Origin of the sequence: Klebsiella pneumoniae (genome assembly GCF_000742135.1) — a bacterium.
GTDB lineage: Bacteria > Pseudomonadota > Gammaproteobacteria > Enterobacterales > Enterobacteriaceae > Klebsiella > Klebsiella pneumoniae.
Genome location: NZ_KN046818.1, coordinates 3186787 through 3206651, shown reverse-complemented (window position 1 = coordinate 3206651; position 19865 = coordinate 3186787). Strand labels below are relative to the sequence as shown.

The 19865-nt window shown below is 56.0% G+C and carries 23 protein-coding genes; 6 read left to right on the top strand and 17 right to left on the bottom strand.

Annotated elements, in window-relative coordinates:
* Positions 1-9: 9 nt before the first annotated feature.
* The 5 genes from secG to rlmE all read right to left on the bottom strand — a co-directional run bounded on the left by secG (position 10) and on the right by rlmE (position 5504).
* A complete protein-coding gene (gene secG, locus DR88_RS10480; protein WP_002918369.1) occupies positions 10-339 on the bottom strand; it encodes a preprotein translocase subunit SecG in 330 nt (109 codons plus the stop codon).
* 229 nt (positions 340-568) lie between these two features.
* Complete coding sequence (gene glmM, locus DR88_RS10485) at positions 569-1906, bottom strand: phosphoglucosamine mutase (protein ID WP_002918370.1); 1338 nt, start codon at positions 1904-1906, stop codon at positions 569-571.
* Positions 1899-2747 (bottom strand): dihydropteroate synthase, encoded by an 849-nt coding sequence (gene folP / locus DR88_RS10490; protein ID WP_004149935.1) that lies wholly within the window; start codon positions 2745-2747, stop codon positions 1899-1901. Before folP ends, glmM begins: the two co-directional genes overlap by 8 nt.
* A 93-nt stretch (positions 2748-2840) precedes the next feature.
* The gene (ftsH, locus tag DR88_RS10495; protein ID WP_002918372.1) at positions 2841-4775 is read right to left on the bottom strand and encodes an ATP-dependent zinc metalloprotease FtsH; all 1935 of its coding nucleotides are present in this window, start codon (positions 4773-4775) and stop codon (positions 2841-2843) included.
* Positions 4776-4874: 99 nt separating this feature from the next.
* Positions 4875-5504, bottom strand: a complete 630-nt coding sequence (gene rlmE / locus DR88_RS10500) for a 23S rRNA (uridine(2552)-2'-O)-methyltransferase RlmE (protein WP_002918373.1) — start codon at positions 5502-5504, stop codon at positions 4875-4877.
* Positions 5505-5627: 123 nt separating this feature from the next.
* Here rlmE and yhbY point away from each other — a divergent pair, with 123 nt between their 5' ends.
* Entirely contained in the window at positions 5628-5921 is a 294-nt protein-coding gene (gene yhbY, locus DR88_RS10505) for a ribosome assembly RNA-binding protein YhbY (RefSeq protein ID WP_002918374.1), read from the top strand.
* Between the two features lie 152 nt (positions 5922-6073).
* Here the strand turns inward: yhbY and greA are convergent, their stop codons facing one another.
* Positions 6074-6550 (bottom strand): transcription elongation factor GreA, encoded by a 477-nt coding sequence (gene greA, locus DR88_RS10510; protein WP_002918375.1) that lies wholly within the window; start codon positions 6548-6550, stop codon positions 6074-6076.
* Between the two features lie 235 nt (positions 6551-6785).
* Between greA and dacB the strand changes: the two genes are divergently transcribed.
* Positions 6786-8219 (top strand): serine-type D-Ala-D-Ala carboxypeptidase, encoded by a 1434-nt coding sequence (gene dacB / locus DR88_RS10515; RefSeq protein ID WP_004149937.1) that lies wholly within the window; start codon positions 6786-6788, stop codon positions 8217-8219.
* 51 nt (positions 8220-8270) lie between these two features.
* On the opposite strand, the gene cgtA is transcribed toward dacB, so the two are convergent.
* The 4 genes from cgtA to rplU form a co-directional block, all read right to left on the bottom strand.
* Positions 8271-9449 (bottom strand): Obg family GTPase CgtA, encoded by a 1179-nt coding sequence (gene cgtA / locus DR88_RS10520; protein WP_002918377.1) that lies wholly within the window; start codon positions 9447-9449, stop codon positions 8271-8273.
* Positions 9450-9464: 15 nt separating this feature from the next.
* Positions 9465-10430, bottom strand: a complete 966-nt coding sequence (locus DR88_RS10525; RefSeq protein WP_004149938.1) for a DMT family transporter — start codon at positions 10428-10430, stop codon at positions 9465-9467.
* 93 nt (positions 10431-10523) lie between these two features.
* Positions 10524-10781 (bottom strand): 50S ribosomal protein L27, encoded by a 258-nt coding sequence (gene rpmA, locus DR88_RS10530; RefSeq protein WP_002434222.1) that lies wholly within the window; start codon positions 10779-10781, stop codon positions 10524-10526.
* Positions 10782-10801: 20 nt separating this feature from the next.
* Entirely contained in the window at positions 10802-11113 is a 312-nt protein-coding gene (gene rplU, locus DR88_RS10535) for a 50S ribosomal protein L21 (RefSeq protein WP_002918379.1), read from the bottom strand.
* A 260-nt stretch (positions 11114-11373) separates the two neighbouring features.
* Between rplU and ispB the strand changes: the two genes are divergently transcribed.
* Positions 11374-12345: an octaprenyl diphosphate synthase gene (gene ispB / locus DR88_RS10540; protein WP_004144907.1), complete on the top strand. Its 972-nt coding sequence runs from the start codon at positions 11374-11376 to the stop codon at positions 12343-12345.
* Positions 12346-12542: 197 nt separating this feature from the next.
* Complete coding sequence (gene sfsB, locus DR88_RS10545; RefSeq protein WP_002918381.1) at positions 12543-12815, top strand: DNA-binding transcriptional regulator SfsB; 273 nt, start codon at positions 12543-12545, stop codon at positions 12813-12815.
* A gap of 55 nt (positions 12816-12870) precedes the next feature.
* Here sfsB and murA read toward each other — a convergent pair whose 3' ends face one another.
* The 7 genes from murA to mlaF all read right to left on the bottom strand — a co-directional run bounded on the left by murA (position 12871) and on the right by mlaF (position 17677).
* Positions 12871-14130, bottom strand: a complete 1260-nt coding sequence (gene murA / locus DR88_RS10550; RefSeq protein WP_002918382.1) for a UDP-N-acetylglucosamine 1-carboxyvinyltransferase — start codon at positions 14128-14130, stop codon at positions 12871-12873.
* A 53-nt stretch (positions 14131-14183) separates the two neighbouring features.
* Positions 14184-14438, bottom strand: coding sequence for a BolA family iron metabolism protein IbaG (ibaG, locus tag DR88_RS10555; protein ID WP_004144910.1), 255 nt, complete (start codon positions 14436-14438; stop codon positions 14184-14186).
* A 136-nt stretch (positions 14439-14574) separates the two neighbouring features.
* Positions 14575-14865: a lipid asymmetry maintenance protein MlaB gene (gene mlaB, locus DR88_RS10560; protein WP_004144912.1), complete on the bottom strand. Its 291-nt coding sequence runs from the start codon at positions 14863-14865 to the stop codon at positions 14575-14577.
* Positions 14865-15500 carry a phospholipid-binding protein MlaC gene (mlaC, locus tag DR88_RS10565; RefSeq protein ID WP_002918386.1) on the bottom strand — a complete coding sequence of 212 codons (636 nt, stop codon included), beginning with the start codon at positions 15498-15500 and terminating at the stop codon, positions 14865-14867. The genes mlaB and mlaC overlap by 1 nt, the downstream gene beginning before the upstream one ends.
* Before the next feature lie 18 nt (positions 15501-15518).
* Positions 15519-16070, bottom strand: a complete 552-nt coding sequence (mlaD, locus tag DR88_RS10570) for an outer membrane lipid asymmetry maintenance protein MlaD (RefSeq protein ID WP_002918387.1) — start codon at positions 16068-16070, stop codon at positions 15519-15521.
* Between the two features lie 4 nt (positions 16071-16074).
* Positions 16075-16857, bottom strand: a complete 783-nt coding sequence (gene mlaE, locus DR88_RS10575) for a lipid asymmetry maintenance ABC transporter permease subunit MlaE (protein ID WP_004150949.1) — start codon at positions 16855-16857, stop codon at positions 16075-16077.
* Between the two features lie 7 nt (positions 16858-16864).
* Positions 16865-17677 (bottom strand): phospholipid ABC transporter ATP-binding protein MlaF, encoded by an 813-nt coding sequence (gene mlaF / locus DR88_RS10580; protein ID WP_004150950.1) that lies wholly within the window; start codon positions 17675-17677, stop codon positions 16865-16867.
* A gap of 209 nt (positions 17678-17886) precedes the next feature.
* Between mlaF and DR88_RS10585 the strand changes: the two genes are divergently transcribed.
* Together DR88_RS10585 and kdsD are read left to right on the top strand one after the other, a co-directional pair.
* Positions 17887-18864, top strand: coding sequence for a calcium/sodium antiporter (locus DR88_RS10585; RefSeq protein WP_004149949.1), 978 nt, complete (start codon positions 17887-17889; stop codon positions 18862-18864).
* Entirely contained in the window at positions 18861-19865 is a 1005-nt protein-coding gene (gene kdsD / locus DR88_RS10590; RefSeq protein WP_004144922.1) for an arabinose-5-phosphate isomerase KdsD, read from the top strand. Before DR88_RS10585 ends, kdsD begins: the two co-directional genes overlap by 4 nt.

Sequence of the window (19865 nt, the reverse complement as noted above, 5' to 3'; positions counted from 1 at the left end):
ACAGAATACTTAGTGCGGGATATCGCTGGTCGGCTGAGCCGGCGCAGTTGGCTGAGTTTGCTCCGTTTTCGGCGCGCTCAGATTATCCCACTCACTTCCTTTACTGGTCTTGTTGCTGTTGATATTACCCAGCGCCAGACTGATGATGAAGAACAGCGCAGCCAGGATGCCGGTCATTCGGGTCATAAAGTTACCAGAACCGCTGGACCCAAACAGTGTGCCGGAAGCGCCTGCACCGAAGGAGGCTCCCATATCAGCGCCTTTACCTTGCTGCAGCATAACCAGACCTACAAGGCCAATCGCTACAATAAGGAAAACAACCAAAAGAGCTTCGTACATAATCAACCTGTTCCTTGCGGATTCGCCGCATACCAAGTGCTTCGACCAATAAAGCGGGACGTTTTAACGTTTCCCACTGAAGCGGGTGTGAATACTAACCAAAGCGAATGACCTTCGCAAGGGCAATTTCGACACATTGTATCAACTGCAGAAAAAAACAGCAAAAAGCCAATTTTCGATCATAAAAAAGGCGGCAAGCGCCGCCTTTTTAACCACTTAGCCGGCAAAGCTAAACGCTTTTTACCGCCTCAGCGATGCGGTGCGCAAACTCGTGCACCTGATCTTCATGCTCGCCTTCCACCATCACGCGGATCAGCGGCTCCGTACCCGATTTACGCAGCAGGACACGGCCGCGTTTTCCTAACGCCGCCTCCACTTCCGCGGTCACCGCTTTGACGTGCTCATTCTCCAGCGGGTTACCGCTGCCCTCGGTAAAGCGGACATTCACCAGCAGCTGAGGGAACATTTTCATGCCGCTGCACAGGTCATGCAGGCTCATGTGGTTGCGGACCATCGCCGCGACCACCTGCAGGCTGGCGACAATGCCATCGCCGGTGGTGGTTTTATCCAGCAGGATCACATGGCCGGAATTTTCCGCACCGATGCGCCAGCCTTTTTCCTGGAGCATCTCCAGTACATAGCGGTCACCGACCTTCGCGCGGGCAAACGGGATGCCTAACTGCTTGAGCGCCAGCTCCAGCCCCATATTACTCATCAGCGTGCCGACGGCGCCGCCGCGCAGCTGCCCCTGACGCAATCCTTCCCGGGCTATGATATAGAGGATCTGGTCGCCATCGACTTTATTGCCTTCGTGGTCAACCATAATCACCCGATCGCCATCGCCGTCGTAGGCAATACCCAGATCGGCTTTTTCCGCCAGCACGCGCGCCTGCAGCGCCCGCACGTCAGTGGCGCCGACCTCTTCGTTGATGTTGAGACCGTCTGGCTCGCAGCCCATCGCGATAACCTGGGCTCCCAGCTCGCGGAAGACATTAGGGGCGATGTGATAGGTCGCGCCGTGCGCGCAATCCACCACCACTTTCAGCGTTCCCAGGCTCAGTTCGTTGGGAAAGGTACCCTTACAAAATTCAATGTAGCGCCCCGCCGCATCGACGATACGGCTGGCTTTGCCCAGCTCAGCCGAATCCACGCAGGTGAGCTCTTTCTCCATTTCGGCTTCAATCGCCTCTTCGACATCATCCGGCAGCTTGGTGCCCTCAATGGAGAAGAATTTAATGCCGTTGTCGTAGAAAGGGTTATGTGAAGCAGAGATAACAATCCCCGCCTCGGCGCGGAAGGCGCGCGTCAGGTAGGCGATGGCCGGTGTCGGCATAGGCCCGGTGAACGACGCAGAGAGCCCCGCTGCCGCCAGTCCAGCTTCCAGCGCCGATTCCAGCATATAGCCCGAAATACGGGTATCCTTGCCGATGATAATTTTACGCGAACCGTGACGCGCTAACACTTTGCCCGCCGCCCAGCCCAGCTTGAGCACAAACTCCGGAGTGATCGGCGCATCGCCGACGCGGCCACGAATACCATCGGTGCCAAAATACTTGCGGTTACTCATAACGTTTTTTTCCCTTAGCGGCGAGGGTGGCTTCCACCACGCGCAGCGCTTCTACCGTTTCTTTGACATCATGGACGCGGATAATCTGCGCGCCCTGCATTGCTGCAATGACGGCACACGCCAGGCTGCCGTTCAGCCGCTCCGACGGCCCGACGTTCAGCAACTGACCTACCATCGACTTACGTGACATACCGACCAGCAGCGGCAGACCAAAGTGATGAAACTCCCCAAGCCTGGCCAACAGTTGGTAATTGTGGGAGAGATTTTTACCGAAACCGAATCCCGGGTCGAGCAGCAATTTTTCTTTTGCGATCCCCGCCTGTTCGCAGCGCACAATGTGCTCATTAAAAAAACGCTCAACATCGGCGAAGACGTCCTCATACTTCGGCGCCTCCTGCATGGTTTTTGGTTGTCCCTGCATATGCATCAGACACACCGGCAGTCCAGTTTCTGCGGCGGCCTGCAGCGCGCCGGGCTCGGTCAGCGAACGAATATCGTTGATGATATGCGCCCCGACCCTGGCCGATTGGCGAATAACCTCCGCCTTGGAGGTATCCACTGAGATCCATACCTCAAAGCGCTGGGCAATGGCTTCAACCACCGGTATCACCCGCGCAAGCTCCTCTTCCACACTAACCTCAGCCGCCCCTGGCCGCGTCGATTCACCGCCGATATCAATGATGGTCGCGCCGGCGTTGATCATCAGATTGGCATGCTTCACCGCCTCAATCAGCGAATTATGGGCGCCGCCATCGGAGAAGGAGTCAGGCGTCACATTTAGAATACCCATCACGTGGGGGTGAGAGAGATCGAGGGTTGAGCCCTGGGCTACAAGTTTCATCACAAAATCCCTGAGACTGAAGAGGTTAAAAAAGAAAAACCCCGGAGCGGACGCCCGGGGTTTTAAGGTTAAACAAGCATCAACAGCGGTAGCTTACTTGTCGCCCAGCTGCTCTGACATGGTGTTGCCCGGGTTCGGCGTACGCGGTTCATCAACCGGACGCGGCGCACGAGGCGTGCCATTGTTGTCAGAGTTGTTAGAAGAACCAGGTTCTTCCCAACCCGCTGGCGGACGAACTTCGCGACGAGCCATCAGGTCGTCAATCTGCGGCGCATCGATGGTCTCATACTTCATGAGCGCATCTTTCATCGCGTGCAGAATGTCCATGTTGTCGTTCAGCAGCTGGCGAGCACGACCGTAGTTACGCTCAATCAGCGATTTCACTTCCTGGTCGATGATACGCGCGGTTTCATCGGACATATGCTTCGCTTTCGCGACGCTACGGCCGAGGAAGACTTCACCCTCTTCTTCCGCATACAGCAGCGGACCGAGTTTGTCGGAGAAGCCCCACTGGGTCACCATGTTACGCGCCAGGTTCGTCGCCACTTTAATATCGTTGGACGCACCGGTAGAAACATGTTCCGGACCGTAGATAATCTCTTCCGCCAGACGACCGCCGTACAGGGTGGAGATCTGGCTTTCCAGTTTCTGACGGCTGGCGCTGATTGCATCGCCTTCCGGCAGGAAGAAGGTCACACCCAGCGCACGACCGCGCGGGATAATCGTCACTTTGTGCACCGGATCGTGCTCCGGCACCAGGCGACCAATAATCGCGTGGCCCGCTTCATGATAAGCAGTAGACTCTTTCTGCGCTTCCGTCATCACCATGGAGCGACGTTCCGCACCCATCATGATTTTGTCTTTCGCTTTCTCGAACTCAACCATCGACACAACGCGTTTGTTACCGCGGGCAGCAAACAGCGCCGCTTCGTTGACCAGGTTGGCCAGATCCGCACCGGAGAAGCCCGGGGTACCGCGCGCAATGATTGCCGCATCGATATCCGGCGCCAGCGGAACGCGACGCATATGCACTTTCAGGATCTGCTCACGACCGCGAACATCCGGCAGGCCAACCACCACCTGGCGGTCAAAACGGCCCGGACGCAACAGCGCGGGGTCAAGAACGTCCGGACGGTTAGTCGCCGCGATAACGATGATACCTTCGTTACCTTCGAAGCCGTCCATCTCAACCAGCATCTGGTTCAGGGTCTGCTCACGTTCATCGTGACCACCGCCCAGGCCTGCGCCACGCTGGCGGCCGACGGCGTCGATTTCATCGATGAAGATGATGCAAGGCGCGGCTTTCTTAGCCTGTTCGAACATGTCACGCACACGAGAAGCGCCCACACCGACGAACATTTCGACGAAGTCAGAACCGGAAATGGTAAAGAACGGTACCTTCGCTTCACCAGCGATCGCTTTCGCCAGCAGCGTTTTACCGGTACCCGGAGGGCCGACCATCAGGACGCCTTTCGGGATTTTACCGCCCAGTTTCTGGAAGCGGCTCGGCTCACGCAGGTATTCTACCAGCTCGCCGACTTCCTCTTTCGCTTCGTCACACCCGGCAACGTCTGCAAAAGTGGTTTTGATCTGGTCTTCCGTCAACATACGGGCTTTGCTTTTGCCGAAGGACATCGCGCCCTTCCCGCCGCCGCCCTGCATTTGCCGCATAAAGAAGATCCAGACGCCGATCAGCAGCAGCATTGGGAACCAGGAGATGAAGATGGAAGCCAGCAGGCTCGGCTCTTCTGGTGGTTCGCCAACAACTTTGACGTTTTTAGTCAACAGGTTATCGAGCAGCTTCGGATCGTTAACCGGAATGTAAGTCGTGTAACGGTTACTATCTTTCTTGGTAACGTTGATCTCACGTCCGTTGATACGCGCTTCGCGAACCTGGTCCTGATTGACCTCTTGCAGGAAGGTAGAATAATCCACCTTGCGGCCATTCGACTCGCTGGGCCCAAAGCTCTGGAATACTGACATCAGCACAACGGCAATGACCAGCCAGAGTATTAGGTTTTTCGCCATGTCACTCAAGGGATTAACCTCTTATTACAACTGTGTTAAAAACAGCGTCAGGATACTCTATATCCAGTTTCTTTCAAACTTTCGTTTGAAATCTGCCGGTTATGGTTTACGCCCGGTCGCTACAATATACACTTCACGCGAACGAGCGCGGGAAGAGTCCGGCTTACGAACTTTGACCTTCGTAAACAGGGAGCGAATTTCTCGAAGATACTCATCGAAGCCTTCGCCCTGGAACACCTTCACTACAAAACTACCACCTGGCGCTAATACATCACGAGACATTTCAAGCGCCAGTTCTACCAGATACATAGCCCGGGGAATATCCACCGCCGGTGTTCCGCACATATTCGGCGCCATATCGGACATGACAACTTGGACTTTACTGTCGCCCACTCGCTCAAGTAACGCTTTCAGGACTAATTCATCACGAAAATCGCCCTGAAGGAAGTCCACACCAACGATTGGATCCATTGGTAAAAGATCGCAAGCGATGATGCGGCCGCTGTTGCCGATCTGCGTGACCGCATACTGCGACCAGCCACCGGGAGCAGCACCGAGGTCGACTACCGTCATCCCCGGCTTAAAAATTTTGTCACTTTGCTGTATTTCATCAAGTTTAAACCAGGCACGGGAACGTAACCCCTTTTTCTGTGCCTGTTGAACATATTTATCGCTAAAGTGTTCCTGAAGCCAGCGGCTTGAGCTGGCAGAACGCTTTTTACCTGTCATTTAACATTCCCGTTCGGGTTCATCGTACTTTACTGCGTAAAAATCGACGCGGTAGTTTGGCGATATATGGGAGATGGCGGTAGAATGACCCGTTTTCAATCCCAACGTAAGCAAAAAAATACGATGAATCTGAGTACTAAACAAAAACAGCACCTGAAAGGTCTGGCACATCCGCTCAAGCCGGTAGTTATGCTTGGCAACAATGGTTTGACCGAAGGGGTACTGGCCGAGATCGAACAAGCGTTAGGGCACCATGAACTCATCAAGGTGAAGATCGCCTCAGAAGATCGCGAAACAAAAGCCTTGATCGTGGAAGCCATCGTACGCGAAACCGGCGCCTGTAACGTACAGGTCATCGGTAAAACGCTGGTTCTGTACCGCCCAACGCCAGAGCGTAAAATCTCGCTGCCACGCTAAGAATATCCTGAATCTCGACACAACTTTGTGTAAAACGAGGGATTTCTGCGGCCAGGCGAGCAAAATGCCATGCTCCTGACGTTGATAAAAGGCCGCTATGCGGCCTTTTTCCTTTCTTTACAATCTATAAACATCGTAGCGGGAAATACGCCTTACAGGTATTCAACCTTGGTAATTTCGTATTCCACTTCCCCACCCGGGGTACGGATAGTCACGACGTCATCCTGCTCTTTGCCGATCAGACCGCGGGCGATCGGCGAGTTCACGGAGATCAGATTCTGCTTAAAATCAGCTTCGTCATCGCCCACGATGCGGTAGGTCTGTTCCTCGTCGGTATCGAGGTTCAGCACGCTGACGGTAGAACCAAAAATCACCCGGCCGTTGTTCGGCATTTTGGTGATATCGATAACCTGCGCGTTAGACAGCTTCGCTTCGATATCCTTGATACGCCCCTCGCAGAAACCCTGCTGCTCACGCGCGGCGTGATACTCGGCATTCTCTTTCAGATCGCCGTGTTCACGGGCCTCAGCAATAGCGGCAATGATTTCAGGACGACGCACAGACTTCAGATAATCCAGTTCTTCGCGCAGTTTTTCAGCGCCACGTAAGGTCATCGGAATCGCTTGCATTAGTTATACCTCTTTATCATTCCTTCAGGGAACGGATAGCTCCGCTCCGCCACCTGTCCTGCCCACGGGCAGGACACGAGCAAAAAGAAACCGACCCGGGAAACACTCCCCAGGTCAGCAGCAATTTTTCATTTGATGGGTATTTTACCCCGAAGTTCATTATGGGTCATCGTTTACTTTACTGGGCGTTGCACCGTAGTATGACGGCCTGGCTTCAGGTTGTTAGCGCGAGATTATGCGATTTCCCAGATTTATCATCGGATTGACCGCCGGTATAGCGCTTAGCGCTCAGGCGGCGAATATTGACGAGTACATCAACCAGCTTCCCGCCGGTGCGAACCTTGCCTTTATGGCGCAAAAGGTCGGCGCATCGACGCCGGAAATCGACTATCACAGCCAGCAAATGGCGCTCCCGGCCAGTACGCAAAAGGTCATCACCGCGCTGGCGGCGCTGCTGCAACTGGGGCCCGATTTTCGCTTTACCACCACGCTGGAAACCAAAGGTTCCCTTGACGGCGGCGTGCTGAAAGGCGACCTGATTGCGCGCTTCGGCGGCGATCCGACGCTTAAACGGCAGGATATTCGCAATATGGTGGCGACGCTGAAAAAAGCCGGCGTGCAGCGTATCGAAGGCAATGTGCTCATCGATACGTCGGTCTTCGCCAGCCATGACAAAGCGCCCGGCTGGCCGTGGAACGACCTGACGCAGTGCTTCAGCGCCCCGCCGGCGGCGGCGATTGTCGACCGTAACTGCTTCTCTGTCTCGCTGTATAGCGCGCAGAAACCGGGCGATGTCGCCTTCATTCGCGTTGCATCCTATTATCCGGTCACCATGTTCAGCCAGGTGCGAACGCTGGCGCGTGGCTCATCGGAAGCGCAGTATTGCGAGCTCGACGTGGTGCCGGGCGATCTCAATCGCTATACTCTCACCGGCTGCCTGCCGCAGCGTAGCGAGCCGCTGCCTCTGGCCTTCGCCATTCAGGATGGCGCCAGCTACGCCGGAGCGATCCTCAAAGCCGAGCTAGCCCAGGCGGGGATCACCTACAGCGGCACGCTGCTGCGCCAGACGCTGGCCAATGAGCCCGGCACCGTGTTGGCAACCAGCCAGTCGGCTCCGCTGCACGATCTGCTGCGGATCATGCTGAAGAAGTCAGACAACATGATTGCCGACACCGTCTTTCGCACCATCGGCCACGCCCGGTTCGGCGTACCTGGCACCTGGCGGGCGGGCTCCGATGCCGTACGGCAGATCCTGCGTCAACAGGCTGGGGTCGATCTCGGCAATACTATCATCGCCGACGGCTCTGGCCTGTCGCGCCACAACCTGATCGCCCCGGCGACCATGATGCAGGTGCTGCAGTATATCGCCCAGCACGATACCGAGCTCAACTTCATCTCCATGCTGCCGCTGGCGGGCCATGACGGATCGCTGCAGTATCGCGCCGGTCTTCATCAGGCGGGCGTCGATGGTAAAGTTTCGGCGAAAACCGGGTCGCTCCAGGGGGTTTATAACCTCGCAGGCTTCATCACTACCGCCAGCGGACAAAAGGTGGCCTTCGTGCAATATCTCTCCGGCTACGCCGTGGAGCCAGCTGATCAGCGCAATCGCCGCATCCCACTGGTCCGCTTTGAAAGCCGCTTGTATAAAGATTTGTACCAGAACAATTAAAACAAAAGGGCCGCATCAGATGCGGCCCTTTTTGATCCAGAGAAGTCAGGATTAGCGTTTGTAGATGAATTCGACGCCTTCTTCGTCGTCCTCATCCCAGTCGTCATCCCAGTCTTCGTCATCTTCTGCTTCGGCTTCGGCCTCTTCAAGCTGCTGACGGTGATAGTCGTCCCACATAAACTCGACTTTCTCCGGCTTCTGCTCTTCTTCCGCCTGCACGATCGGGTTTTCGATGATGAAGGTCATCACGTCCCAGCATAGCTCTTTCACGCCCTGCTGGCTGGCCGCGGAGATCAGGTAGAATTTCTCTTCCCAACCCAGCGCTTCGGCAATCGCTTTGGCTTTGGCTTCGGCTTCGGCCTTGTCCATCAGGTCAATCTTGTTGAAAACTAACCAGCGTGGTTTGGAGGCTAGCTTCTCGCTGTATTTCTCCAGCTCGCCGATGATAATGCGCGCATTCTCAACCGGATCGGAGCCGTCGATCGGATCGATATCGATGAGGTGCAGCAGTACGCGGCAGCGCTCGAGGTGCTTGAGGAAGCGGATACCGAGGCCTGCCCCTTCCGCTGCGCCTTCAATCAGCCCCGGGATATCGGCAACTACGAAGCTCTTTTCATTGTCCATACGCACCACGCCCAGGCTTGGCACCAGGGTGGTAAACGGATAGTCAGCCACTTTCGGCTTGGCGGCGGAGACCGCACGGATGAAGGTGGATTTGCCGGCGTTCGGCATGCCCAGCATCCCGACATCGGCCAACAGCATCAGCTCCAGCTGCAGGTCGCGTTTATCACCCGGGGTACCCATGGTTTTCTGACGCGGCGTACGGTTAACGGACGATTTGAAACGGGTGTTGCCCAAACCGTGCCAACCGCCTTTCGCCACCATCAGACGCTGACCGTGTTTGGTCATATCGCCCATGGTCTCGCCGGTGCCCTGATCGATAACCCGGGTGCCGACCGGCACTTTTACCGTCACGTCTTTACCGCGCTTACCGGTACAGTCGCGGCTTTGACCATTCTGCCCACGTTCGGCGCGGAACGATTTTTCAAAACGGTAGTCGATCAGGGTGTTCAGGTTCTCGTCCGCTTCCAGCCAGACATCGCCGCCATCGCCGCCATCGCCGCCATCCGGACCGCCTTTCGGAATATACTTTTCGCGGCGGAAGCTTACGCAACCATTGCCGCCGTCACCTGCTACGACCAGGATCGTTGCTTCATCTACAAACTTCATTTTACTCTCCGTAAATCATTCGCCTGAGCGGGGCAGCGGTACTACCGCCTCTCGCTTACGCCAACGTCCCCAAAGACGATGGCCGATGGCGGAATACATCGCGCCCGCAACCACGACAAACGCACCGAGATAACCAATCAGGTTTAACATCGGTCTGGCGAAAACATCGGGCCAGGCCATTGATAATAAATCAGAAAACAGTAGCGTAAACAGTGGCGTCAAGGTGATTAACGCGCTGACCTGCGCCGCCTGCCAGCGCGCCATGGCTTCCGCCAGCGCCCCGTAGCCGACCAGGGTATTCAGCCCGCAAAAAATCAGGCATGCCAGTTGCCAACTGCTTAACCGGGAAATCACTCCGGGCTCAGCAAGCGGCAGTAATGCAATCGTACACAAAGTGTACAGTAAAAATAGTATCTGCTGTGATGCCAGACGGCGCAATAACACCTTTTGCGCGACGCCGTAGCTTACCCACACCGTAGCGGCAGCAACGCCGAAAATTACCCCCCACGTGTAGTCCGTCAGGCGGGTAAAGATTTCAATCAGACTGGTATTGAAGAACATCACCAGCCCGCTGAGCAGCATCAACGCGCCCACCACCTGGGTGCCGCGCATGCGCTCTTTCAGAATTACGACGCTAGCCACCATCATCCCCACCGGCGATAGCTGGCCGATGACCTGAGAAGCCGTGGGGCTGAGGTATTGCAGGGAAGAACTAAACAGGATGAAGTTACCGAACAGACCGCCGGTGGCAATCGCTAATAACACCAGCCAGCGCGGCTTGCGAAAAATTCGCATCGGCGGCAATTTGCCTTTGATCGCGAGGATCGCGCCAAGCCCAATGCTGGCCATCAGAAAGCGATAAAAGACCACCGTAGGCGGCGCCATCACCTCGAGAACCTGTTTCATTGCAATCGGCAACGCTCCCCAACACATTGCGGTGGTAAGCGCCAGAATAATGCCAATCCCAGCCTGCTGCTTCATGCCTGTTTACCTGCAAAAATTTTCCGGTAGACGAATGTAAAAAGCCCCGCAACGTGTTGCGGGGCTTTCATCCGTTACCGGGACGCGAAAAACTTATTCAGCAACGATGCTGATGAATTTACGGTTTTTCGGGCCTTTAACTTCGAACTTGACTTTACCGTCAGTCAAAGCGAACAGAGTGTGGTCACGGCCGCAACCAACGTTGGTACCAGCGTGGAATTTAGTACCACGTTGACGAACGATGATGCTACCTGCCAGAACTGCTTCACCGCCGAAACGTTTTACGCCCAGACGTTTAGCTTCTGAATCGCGACCGTTACGAGTCGAGCCGCCAGCCTTTTTATGTGCCATTTAAATCTACTCCTCAGGTCTTAGGCGCTGATGCCAGTGATTTTCACATCAGTGAACCACTGACGATGGCCCTGCTGCTTACGATAGTGTTTACGACGACGAAACTTAACGATTTTAACTTTCTCGCCACGACCGTGAGCAACAACTTCAGCTTTGATTACGCCGCCCTCAACGAAAGGAACGCCGATCTTGATTTCTTCACCGTTTGCGATCATCAGCACTTCAGCGAATTCAACAGCTTCGCCAGTTGCGATGTCCAGCTTTTCCAGGCGAACGGTCTGACCTTCGCTTACTCGGTGTTGTTTACCACCACTTTGGAAAACCGCGTACATATAAAACTCCGCTTCCGCGCACCTCTTTATGTGATTCAGAGTGCGCTATAAATATTCACAATAGGGCGCGAATATTACGCAAAACGCGAGCCTTTGACAAGAGCGATTAGCGATCAATGCAGAAAAAAAACACAACTTTCACGACAACGTTTATCTACGGCAATTTTTCAGTACAATCATATCTTCTTTTAATTCTGTCTTAATCCTTCTGTGATCCCACCTGGATTCATGGTAACAGGACATTTGGCCCGGCTTTTGCGATGAATTTAGAAAAAATCAATGAGTTAACCGCGCAAGATATGGCGGGTGTCAATGCGACGATTCTTGAGCAACTCAACTCCGATGTTCAGCTTATCAATCAGTTAGGCTATTACATCGTCAGCGGCGGCGGCAAACGCATTCGCCCGATGATTGCTGTGCTCGCCGCACGCGCGGTGGGCTATCAGGGGAGCGCGCATGTCACCATTGCCGCGCTGATTGAATTTATTCATACCGCCACCCTGCTGCATGACGACGTCGTCGATGAGTCTGATATGCGTCGCGGCAAAGCCACGGCCAATGCGGCGTTTGGCAATGCCGCCAGCGTGCTGGTCGGCGATTTTATCTATACCCGCGCCTTTCAGATGATGACCCAGCTGGGCTCGCTGAAGATCCTTGAGGTCATGTCGGAAGCGGTGAACGTCATTGCCGAAGGCGAAGTGCTGCAGCTGATGAACGTCAATGACCCGGATATCACCGAAGAGAACTACATGCGCGTTATCTACAGTAAGACGGCGCGCCTGTTTGAAGCTGCCTCGCAGTGTGCGGGACTGCTGGCCGACTGCACTGCGGAAGAAGAGCGCGCGTTGCAGGATTATGGCCGCTATCTCGGCACCGCTTTCCAGCTAATCGACGATTTACTCGATTATAGCTCTGACGGCGAGCGGCTCGGTAAAAACGTCGGTGACGACCTGAACGAAGGTAAACCCACGCTACCGCTGCTGCACGCCATGCACCATGGCACACCCGATCAATCAGCGATGATCCGCGGTGCGATCGAGCAAGGCAACGGCCGCCATCTACTGGATGCTGTGCTGGAAACGATGGCGACCTGCGGTTCGCTGGAATGGACGCAGAAGCGTGCCGAAGAAGAAGCTGACAAAGCCATTGCCGCGCTGCAGATCCTCCCGGACACGCCCTGGCGCGAAGCCTTGATTGGGCTGGCGCATATTGCAGTCCAGCGCGATCATTAATCCCCCCTCCTTTCCCGCGCGACGCGCGGGAAAGTTCCAGTAAAATGCCATTTCTCTCCCTAAACTTCCGAATATCTTGATAGATTCTGAATATTCCGGCGCTTTAACAGAACTTGTTAGAACCCTACATAGTACGCGGGTATAGTGTCTCTATCGCCCATGTGGGACGATCTGGACCTTTAACACCAGGAGAATTTATGGATAAGTTCATCGACTGGCATCCCGCAGATATTGTTGCGGGATTACGTAAACGGGGAACATCGCTGGCGGCAGAGTCGCGACGGCACGGACTAAGTTCTTCAACGCTGGCGAACGCCCTGACCCGCCCCTGGCCGAAAGGCGAATTGATTATCGCCACAGCGCTGGAAACGCAGCCGTGGGTCATCTGGCCGTCACGCTACCACGACCCGGTGACTCATGAGTTTATCGACAGAACGCAGATGATGCGTCAGAAGAAGATCGACAAGTGATGTGATTGCTCGACAGCGCCCCGGAACAACGTCCCGGGGCGCTGTCAGGACGCGGTTACTCGCCCTTCACGCGTTGAATATTGGCGCCCAGCGCCTGCAGTTTATCTTCGATACGCTCATAGCCGCGATCGATATGATAGATGCGATCGACGATGGTGGTCCCTTCAGCGATACAGCCGGCCAGCACCAGGCTCGCCGACGCGCGCAAATCGGTCGCCATCACCTGCGCGCCAGAAAGCTGCTTCACGCCGTGACAGATAGCGGTATTGCTCTCGATCTCCGCGTGCGCGCCCATACGGATCAGCTCCGGAATGTGCATGAAGCGGTTTTCAAAGATCGTTTCGGTGATCACGCCGGTCCCTTCCGCTACCAGGTTAAGCAGCGTGAACTGGGCCTGCATATCGGTCGGGAAGCCCGGGTGCGGCGCGGTACGCACGTTGACCGCTTTCGGACGGTTGCCGTGCATATCGAGGCTGATCCAGTCTTCGCCCGTTTCGATGTCAGCCCCGGCGTCGCGCAGCTTCGCCAGTACGGCATCCAGGGTATCCGGCTGCGCGTTACGGCAGAGGATCTTGCCGCCGGAAATCGCCGCGGCCACCAGGAAAGTCCCGGTTTCAATACGGTCAGGCAGCACACGGTAGACGCCGCCGCCCAGGCGCTGCACGCCTTCGATGGTAATGCGATCGCTACCCTGGCCTGTGATTTTTGCGCCCAGCGCGTTCAGGAAGTTGGCGGTATCGACAATCTCCGGCTCGCGAGCGGCGTTTTCAATAATCGTCGTTCCCTCCGCAAGCGTCGCTGCGCTCATGATGGTTACGGTGGCGCCGACGCTCACCTTATCCATCACAATATGCGCGCCTTTCAGGCGACCGCTGACCGAGGCTTTGACATAACCTTCTTCCAGTTTGATCTCGGCGCCCAGCTGCTCCAGACCGCTAATATGCAGATCGACCGGACGCGCGCCGATAGCGCAGCCGCCAGGCAGAGAAACTTGCCCCTGACCGAAACGCGCCACCAACGGGCCCAGCGCCCAGATAGAGGCGCGCATGGTTTTCACCAGATCGTACGGAGCACAGAATACATCGACCGGGCCGGCGTCAATCCATACCGAACCATTGCGCTCGACCTTCGCGCCCAGCTGGCTCAGCAGCTTCATGGTGGTATCGATGTCTTTCAGCTTAGGTACGTTTTGGATCTCTACCGGCTCTTCGGCAAGCAGCGCGGAAAAGAGGATTGGCAGGGCGGCGTTTTTTGCCCCGGAGATGGTGACTTCACCCTGAAGGCGAGTCGGCCCCTGAACACGGAATTTATCCATTGATTCTGTTCTCTATTAAAAATTCACATACGCTGCAGGGGATCCCCCACAGCTTAGAAGCCATTGAGTTTGCGGTCTCGCGCCCACTCCTGCGGAGTAAAGGCCTTGATCGACAGCGCATGGATGCGGTTGTCGGCAATATATTCCATCAGCGGCGCGTAGACGCTCTGCTGCTTTTTCACCCGACTCATGCCATCGAACATCTCACCCACAGCAATAACCTGAAAGTGGCTGCCATCGCCAGAGACGTGGACTTCCTGGAGGGGGAGTGCGTTCATCAGCACGGTCTGAATTTCATGATTTTCCATGGGCTCAAATTTATCTGATAGTGAAAACAGCCCAACATCTTAGAGGAAAGTGGCGCGGTCTTAAACAAGCAAAAAGCCCCGGCGAAAAGATTGCCAGGGCTTTCGGAATAGCTTCAGTGCTAAGGCACTGAAAAGATTATGAGATCAGATCGGCAGGCAGGTTGTAAAGACCGATCAGCGTTTGCAGGTTTTCGCTCTTGCCGACCAGCTGCGCTTCCCGGCCCTGACGGCGAATCAGCGCCATAAAATGCACTAACAGCGCCAGGCCCGCGGTGTCCACGCGCGTGGTCTGACTGAGATCGATGATCGCCGTTCCCGCCGTCGCCTGGGCGCGCGCCTCCCAGAGCGGGACCAGCAGATCCTGATCCAGCTCCCCGTGCAGCGCCAGCGTCTCGCCCTCGCGAGTCCAGCTCAGCTGCCCGCTCATTATTTTTTCTGTTCCAGGGTGATCGGCTGCGCAGAGATCGCTTTCAGCTGCGCGGTCAGGCCATCAACGCCCTTGGTGCGCAGCAGATCGCTCCACTCATTCTGTTTGGTGGTGATCATGCTCACCCCTTCCGCGATCATATCGTAGGCCTGCCAGTTGCCGGTCTGGGTATTTTTACGCCACTGGAAGTCAAGACGTACCGGCGGACGACCGTTCGGGTCGATGATAGTGACGCGGATCGGAACGATGGTTGCGCTGCCCAGCGGCTGCTCCGGAGCAATCTGGTAAGTCTGCCCATGGTACATCGCCAGCGCCTGACCGTAGGCCTGCTTCAGGTATTCACGGAAGGCGGCAAAATAGGCCTCACGCTGCGCAGGGGTCGCTTCTTTGTAATAGCGGCCCAGCACCAGCGCGCCGGCATATTTCACCTGTACATACGGCAATAACTCCTGGTCGACGATGTCGCGCAGATAGTTAGGATTAGCTTTAATCTTCGGCTGTTCATTCTTCAGGCGATCGAAGGTTTTCTGCGCCGCTTCATTCATCAGCTTATACGGATTGGACTGATCTGCGGCCTGGACGGCGGTCAGCGGGGCAATCACCAGCATGGCGACCATGAGTAAGCGTTTAAACATATCGTATTTCTCCTGAAATTAATGCGTCGTGCCGGCTGCCGGCGTCGCGTCAGTATGACCTTCTGCCTCGGCCTTATCATTGCCAGAATTCTGATTGTCGCCGCCCTTACTGTTATAAAGGAACTGACCAATCAGATCTTCCAGCACCATGGCGGACTTGGTGTCCTGGATAGTGCCGCCGTCTTTAAGGATAGTCGTCCCGAGGTCCGGGTCTTCAAAACCGACGTTCAGCGCCAGGTACTGCTCGCCCAGCAGGCCAGAGGTGCGGATCGCCAACGAACTGGTATCCGGGATATGGTTGTAGCGCTCATCGATATCGAGCTCCACGCGTGGCAGATAGGTTTTCGGATCGAGCGTAATGTCCGCTACCCGCCCCACTACCACGCCGCCGATGCGCACCGGCGAGCGCGCCTTCAGGCCGCCGATGTTATCGAAAGTCGCATAAAGGCGATAAGTCGGCTCGGTGCGTAGCGAGGTGACGTTCGCCGCCTTCAGGCAGACAAACAGCGCCGCCAGCAGCGCCACCAGTAAGAACACCCCTACCCAGATTTCAGTTTTTTTCGTTTGCATGAACTCAATTCCCAAACATCAGCGCAGTCAGCACAAAATCCAGCCCCAGAACCGCCAGCGACGCATGCACCACGGTACGCGTTGTCGCCCGGCTAATCCCGGCGGAAGTGGGGATAGCGTCATAACCATTAAATAACGCAATCCAGGTTACCGTAATAGCGAACACCAGACTCTTAATCAGGCAGTTCACCAGATCCATTCGCCAGTCGACGGCATTTTGCATCGCGGTCCAGAAAAAACCACCGTCAATGCCTTTCCAGCTCACACCCACCAGCGCACCGCCCCAGATCCCTACCGCGACGAAGATAATCGTCAGCAGCGGCAGCGAAATGACACCGGCCCAGAAGCGTGGGGAAATGACGCGACGCAGCGGATCCACCGCCATCATCTCCATACTGGAGAGCTGTTCCGTGGCCCGCATCAGGCCAATCTCGGCGGTCAGCGCCGACCCGGCGCGGCCGGCAAACAGCAGCGCGGCGACCACCGGCCCCAGCTCACGCAGCAGCGACAGCGCCACCAGCATGCCAAGACTGGTCTCTGCACTGTAGGTGGTTAACACCAGATACCCCTGCAGCCCGAGCACCATACCGATAAACAAGCCCGATACAATGATAATCAGCATCGACAGGACGCCGACGTTATAGAGTTGACGAACCAGCAGCGGCGCGTGCTTGCGAAACTCTGGTTTGCCGACAACGGCGTTGAAAAGCATTAATCCGGCGCGTCCAAACGTCGCGGTGGTTTTAATACCGCGATGACCTAGCGCGGCCAGCGCATTAAACAGCATGAGTCGCTCAACTCCCTATGCCTAATAAATCATGGTGATAGTCGCCAGCGGGATAACGGAACGGTACCGGACCGTCGGCAATACCATCAATGAACTGACGAACCCGAGGATCGGTATTCTCCCGTAGCGACTGGGCGCTACCGTGGGCGACAATCTTTTTATCCGCCACGATATACGCGTAGTCCGCAATACTAAGCACCTCGGGCACATCGTGCGAAACCACGATGCAAGTGACACCCAGCGTGCTGTTGAGTTCAGAAATCAGCTTCACCAGCACGCCCATAGTGATGGGATCCTGCCCGACGAACGGTTCGTCGAACATAATCAGATCCGGCTCCAGGGCAATGGCTCTCGCCAGGGCGGCGCGGCGCGCCATCCCACCGGAAAGCTCAGAAGGCATTAACTTCGCCGCACCGCGTAGCCCCACCGCTTCCAGCTTCATCATCACCGTCGTATGCAGCAGCGCAGGCGGCAAATGCGTATGTTCGCGCAGCGGATAGGCAACGTTGTCAAAGACATTGAGATCGGTGAACAGCGCGCCGGACTGGAACAGCATGCTCATCCGCTTACGCACCGTATAAAGACGCGAACGCGTCATCTGCGGCACGTTCTCGCCATCAAACAGGATCTCTCCCCTGTCCGGCGGGATCTGGCCGCCGATCAGGCGTAACAGGGTAGTCTTGCCGATCCCCGAAGGTCCCATGATCGCAGTAATTTTACCGCGCGGCACCGACAGCGAGATGTCGTCGAAGATCACACGATCGCCGCGTGAAAAGCGGATACCGCGCACTTCAACTAAATTCGCCTGAGTTTGGCTCATAAAATCATCCTTACTAAACACCTGACGGGCAAGCATGGCCCTTTCTTGCGCCACAATCACAACATTTTTACAGAATCTTACCTGCACAGGTTAGCGAAAGCTGGCATTTGTTTTACTTTTGGCACACATAAAGTCAAAATTAAGAATTCGTTACGCTGCGTAGGGATAACCCAGCGAGGCGACGATTATACCTGAAGAAAGGACTTTAGATGCTCTTAGCGACGGCTCTGTTAATTATTGGTTTATTGCTGGTTGTCTACAGCGCCGATCGTCTGGTCTATGCCGCCTCCATCCTGTGTCGTATGTTGGGGATCCCGCCCCTGATCATCGGCATGACAGTGGTCAGTATCGGCACCAGCCTGCCTGAGATCATGGTCGCCACCACGGCCTCGCTGCACGGGCAGACCGATCTGGCGGTCGGCACCGCGCTCGGATCTAATATCACCAATATCTTATTGATCCTCGGTCTCGCCGCCTTACTCAGGCCATTTACCGTGCATTCTGATATTCTGCGCCGCGAATTACCGCTAATGTTGCTGGTCAGCGTGCTGGCGGGACTGGTGCTCTACGATGGACAACTGACCCGTCTCGACGGGCTATTTTTACTGGCGTTAGCGCTTCTGTGGCTGCTGTTCACCATCAAAATCGCTCGCCTGGCGGAGCGCCAGGGAAGCGATAGCCTGACCCGCGAACAGCTGGCGGAGCTGCCACGCGAAGGGTCGCTGCCGGTCGCCCTGCTCTGGTTAGGGGTAGCGATGATCGTCATGCCGATGGCGACCCGCATGGTGGTGGATAACAGTACAGTGCTGGCAAACTATTTCGCCATCAGCGAACTGACCGTCGGCCTGACGGTGGTGGCGATAGGCACCAGCCTGCCGGAGCTGGCCACCGCCATCGCCGGGGCGCGGAAAGGGGAAGATGATATTGCCATCGGCAATATCATCGGCGCCAATATCCTTAATATCGCACTGGTGCTGGGTTTACCGGCGCTGATCGCGCCGGGGAGCTTTGCGACCGAAGCCTTCACTCGCGATTATGGCGTGATGCTGCTGGTCAGCCTGATCTTCGCAGTGCTGTGCTGGCGCCGTCAGCAGCAGCCGGGACGACTGGTTGGCGCGCTGCTGGTCGGCGGCTTTGTGGTTTGGTTGGCGATGCTGTTTTGGACAGCACCGCTCTTCGTTGAATGATTCGGGATAACATCATGTCGCAAATAGATTTGCCCACGGATTTTGACTTTCAACAGGCAGGCCGTCAGGTGCTGGAAATTGAACGTGAAGGTCTGGCCCAGCTCGATCAATACATAAATGAAGACTTTACCCATGCCTGCGAAACGATTTTCCGCTGCGGCGGGAAAGTCGTGGTGATGGGGATGGGCAAATCCGGCCACATCGGCCGCAAAATGGCGGCAACCTTCGCCAGTACCGGCACCTCGGCATTTTTTGTCCACCCCGGCGAAGCGGCGCACGGTGATTTAGGTATGGTCACCCCACAGGATGTGGTAATTGCGCTGTCGAACTCCGGCGAATCGAATGAAATCCTCGCGCTGATCCCGGTCCTCAAGCGCCAGCAGGTGAAGCTTATCTGTATCACCAGCCGGCCGGAGAGCAGCATGGCGCGCGCGGCGGATATCCATCTGTGCGTGAAAGTGCCGAAGGAGGCCTGCCCGTTAGGACTGGCGCCCACGTCGAGCACCACCGCCGCGCTGGTGATGGGTGATGCCCTCGCCGTCGCCCTGCTGGAAGCCCGCGGCTTTACCGCTGAGGATTTCGCCCTGTCGCATCCGGGCGGCGCACTCGGCCGTAAGCTGTTGCTGCGGGTCAATGATATTATGCATACCGGTGATGAAATCCCGCACGTCGGCCTGCAGGCGACCCTGCGCGATGCGCTGCTGGAAATCACGCGTAAAAATTTAGGCATGACCGCTATCTGCGATGACGATATGAACATCATCGGTATTTTTACCGACGGTGACCTGCGCCGGGTCTTCGATACCGGCGTTGATATGCGCGATGCCAGCATTGCCGACGTCATGACCCGGGGAGGTATCCGCATCCGCCCCGGCACTCTGGCGGTGGATGCGCTAAACCTGATGCAATCCCGTCATATCACCTGCGTGCTGGTTGCCGATGGCGACCATCTGCTGGGTGTGGTACATATGCACGATCTGCTGCGCGCGGGCGTAGTGTAA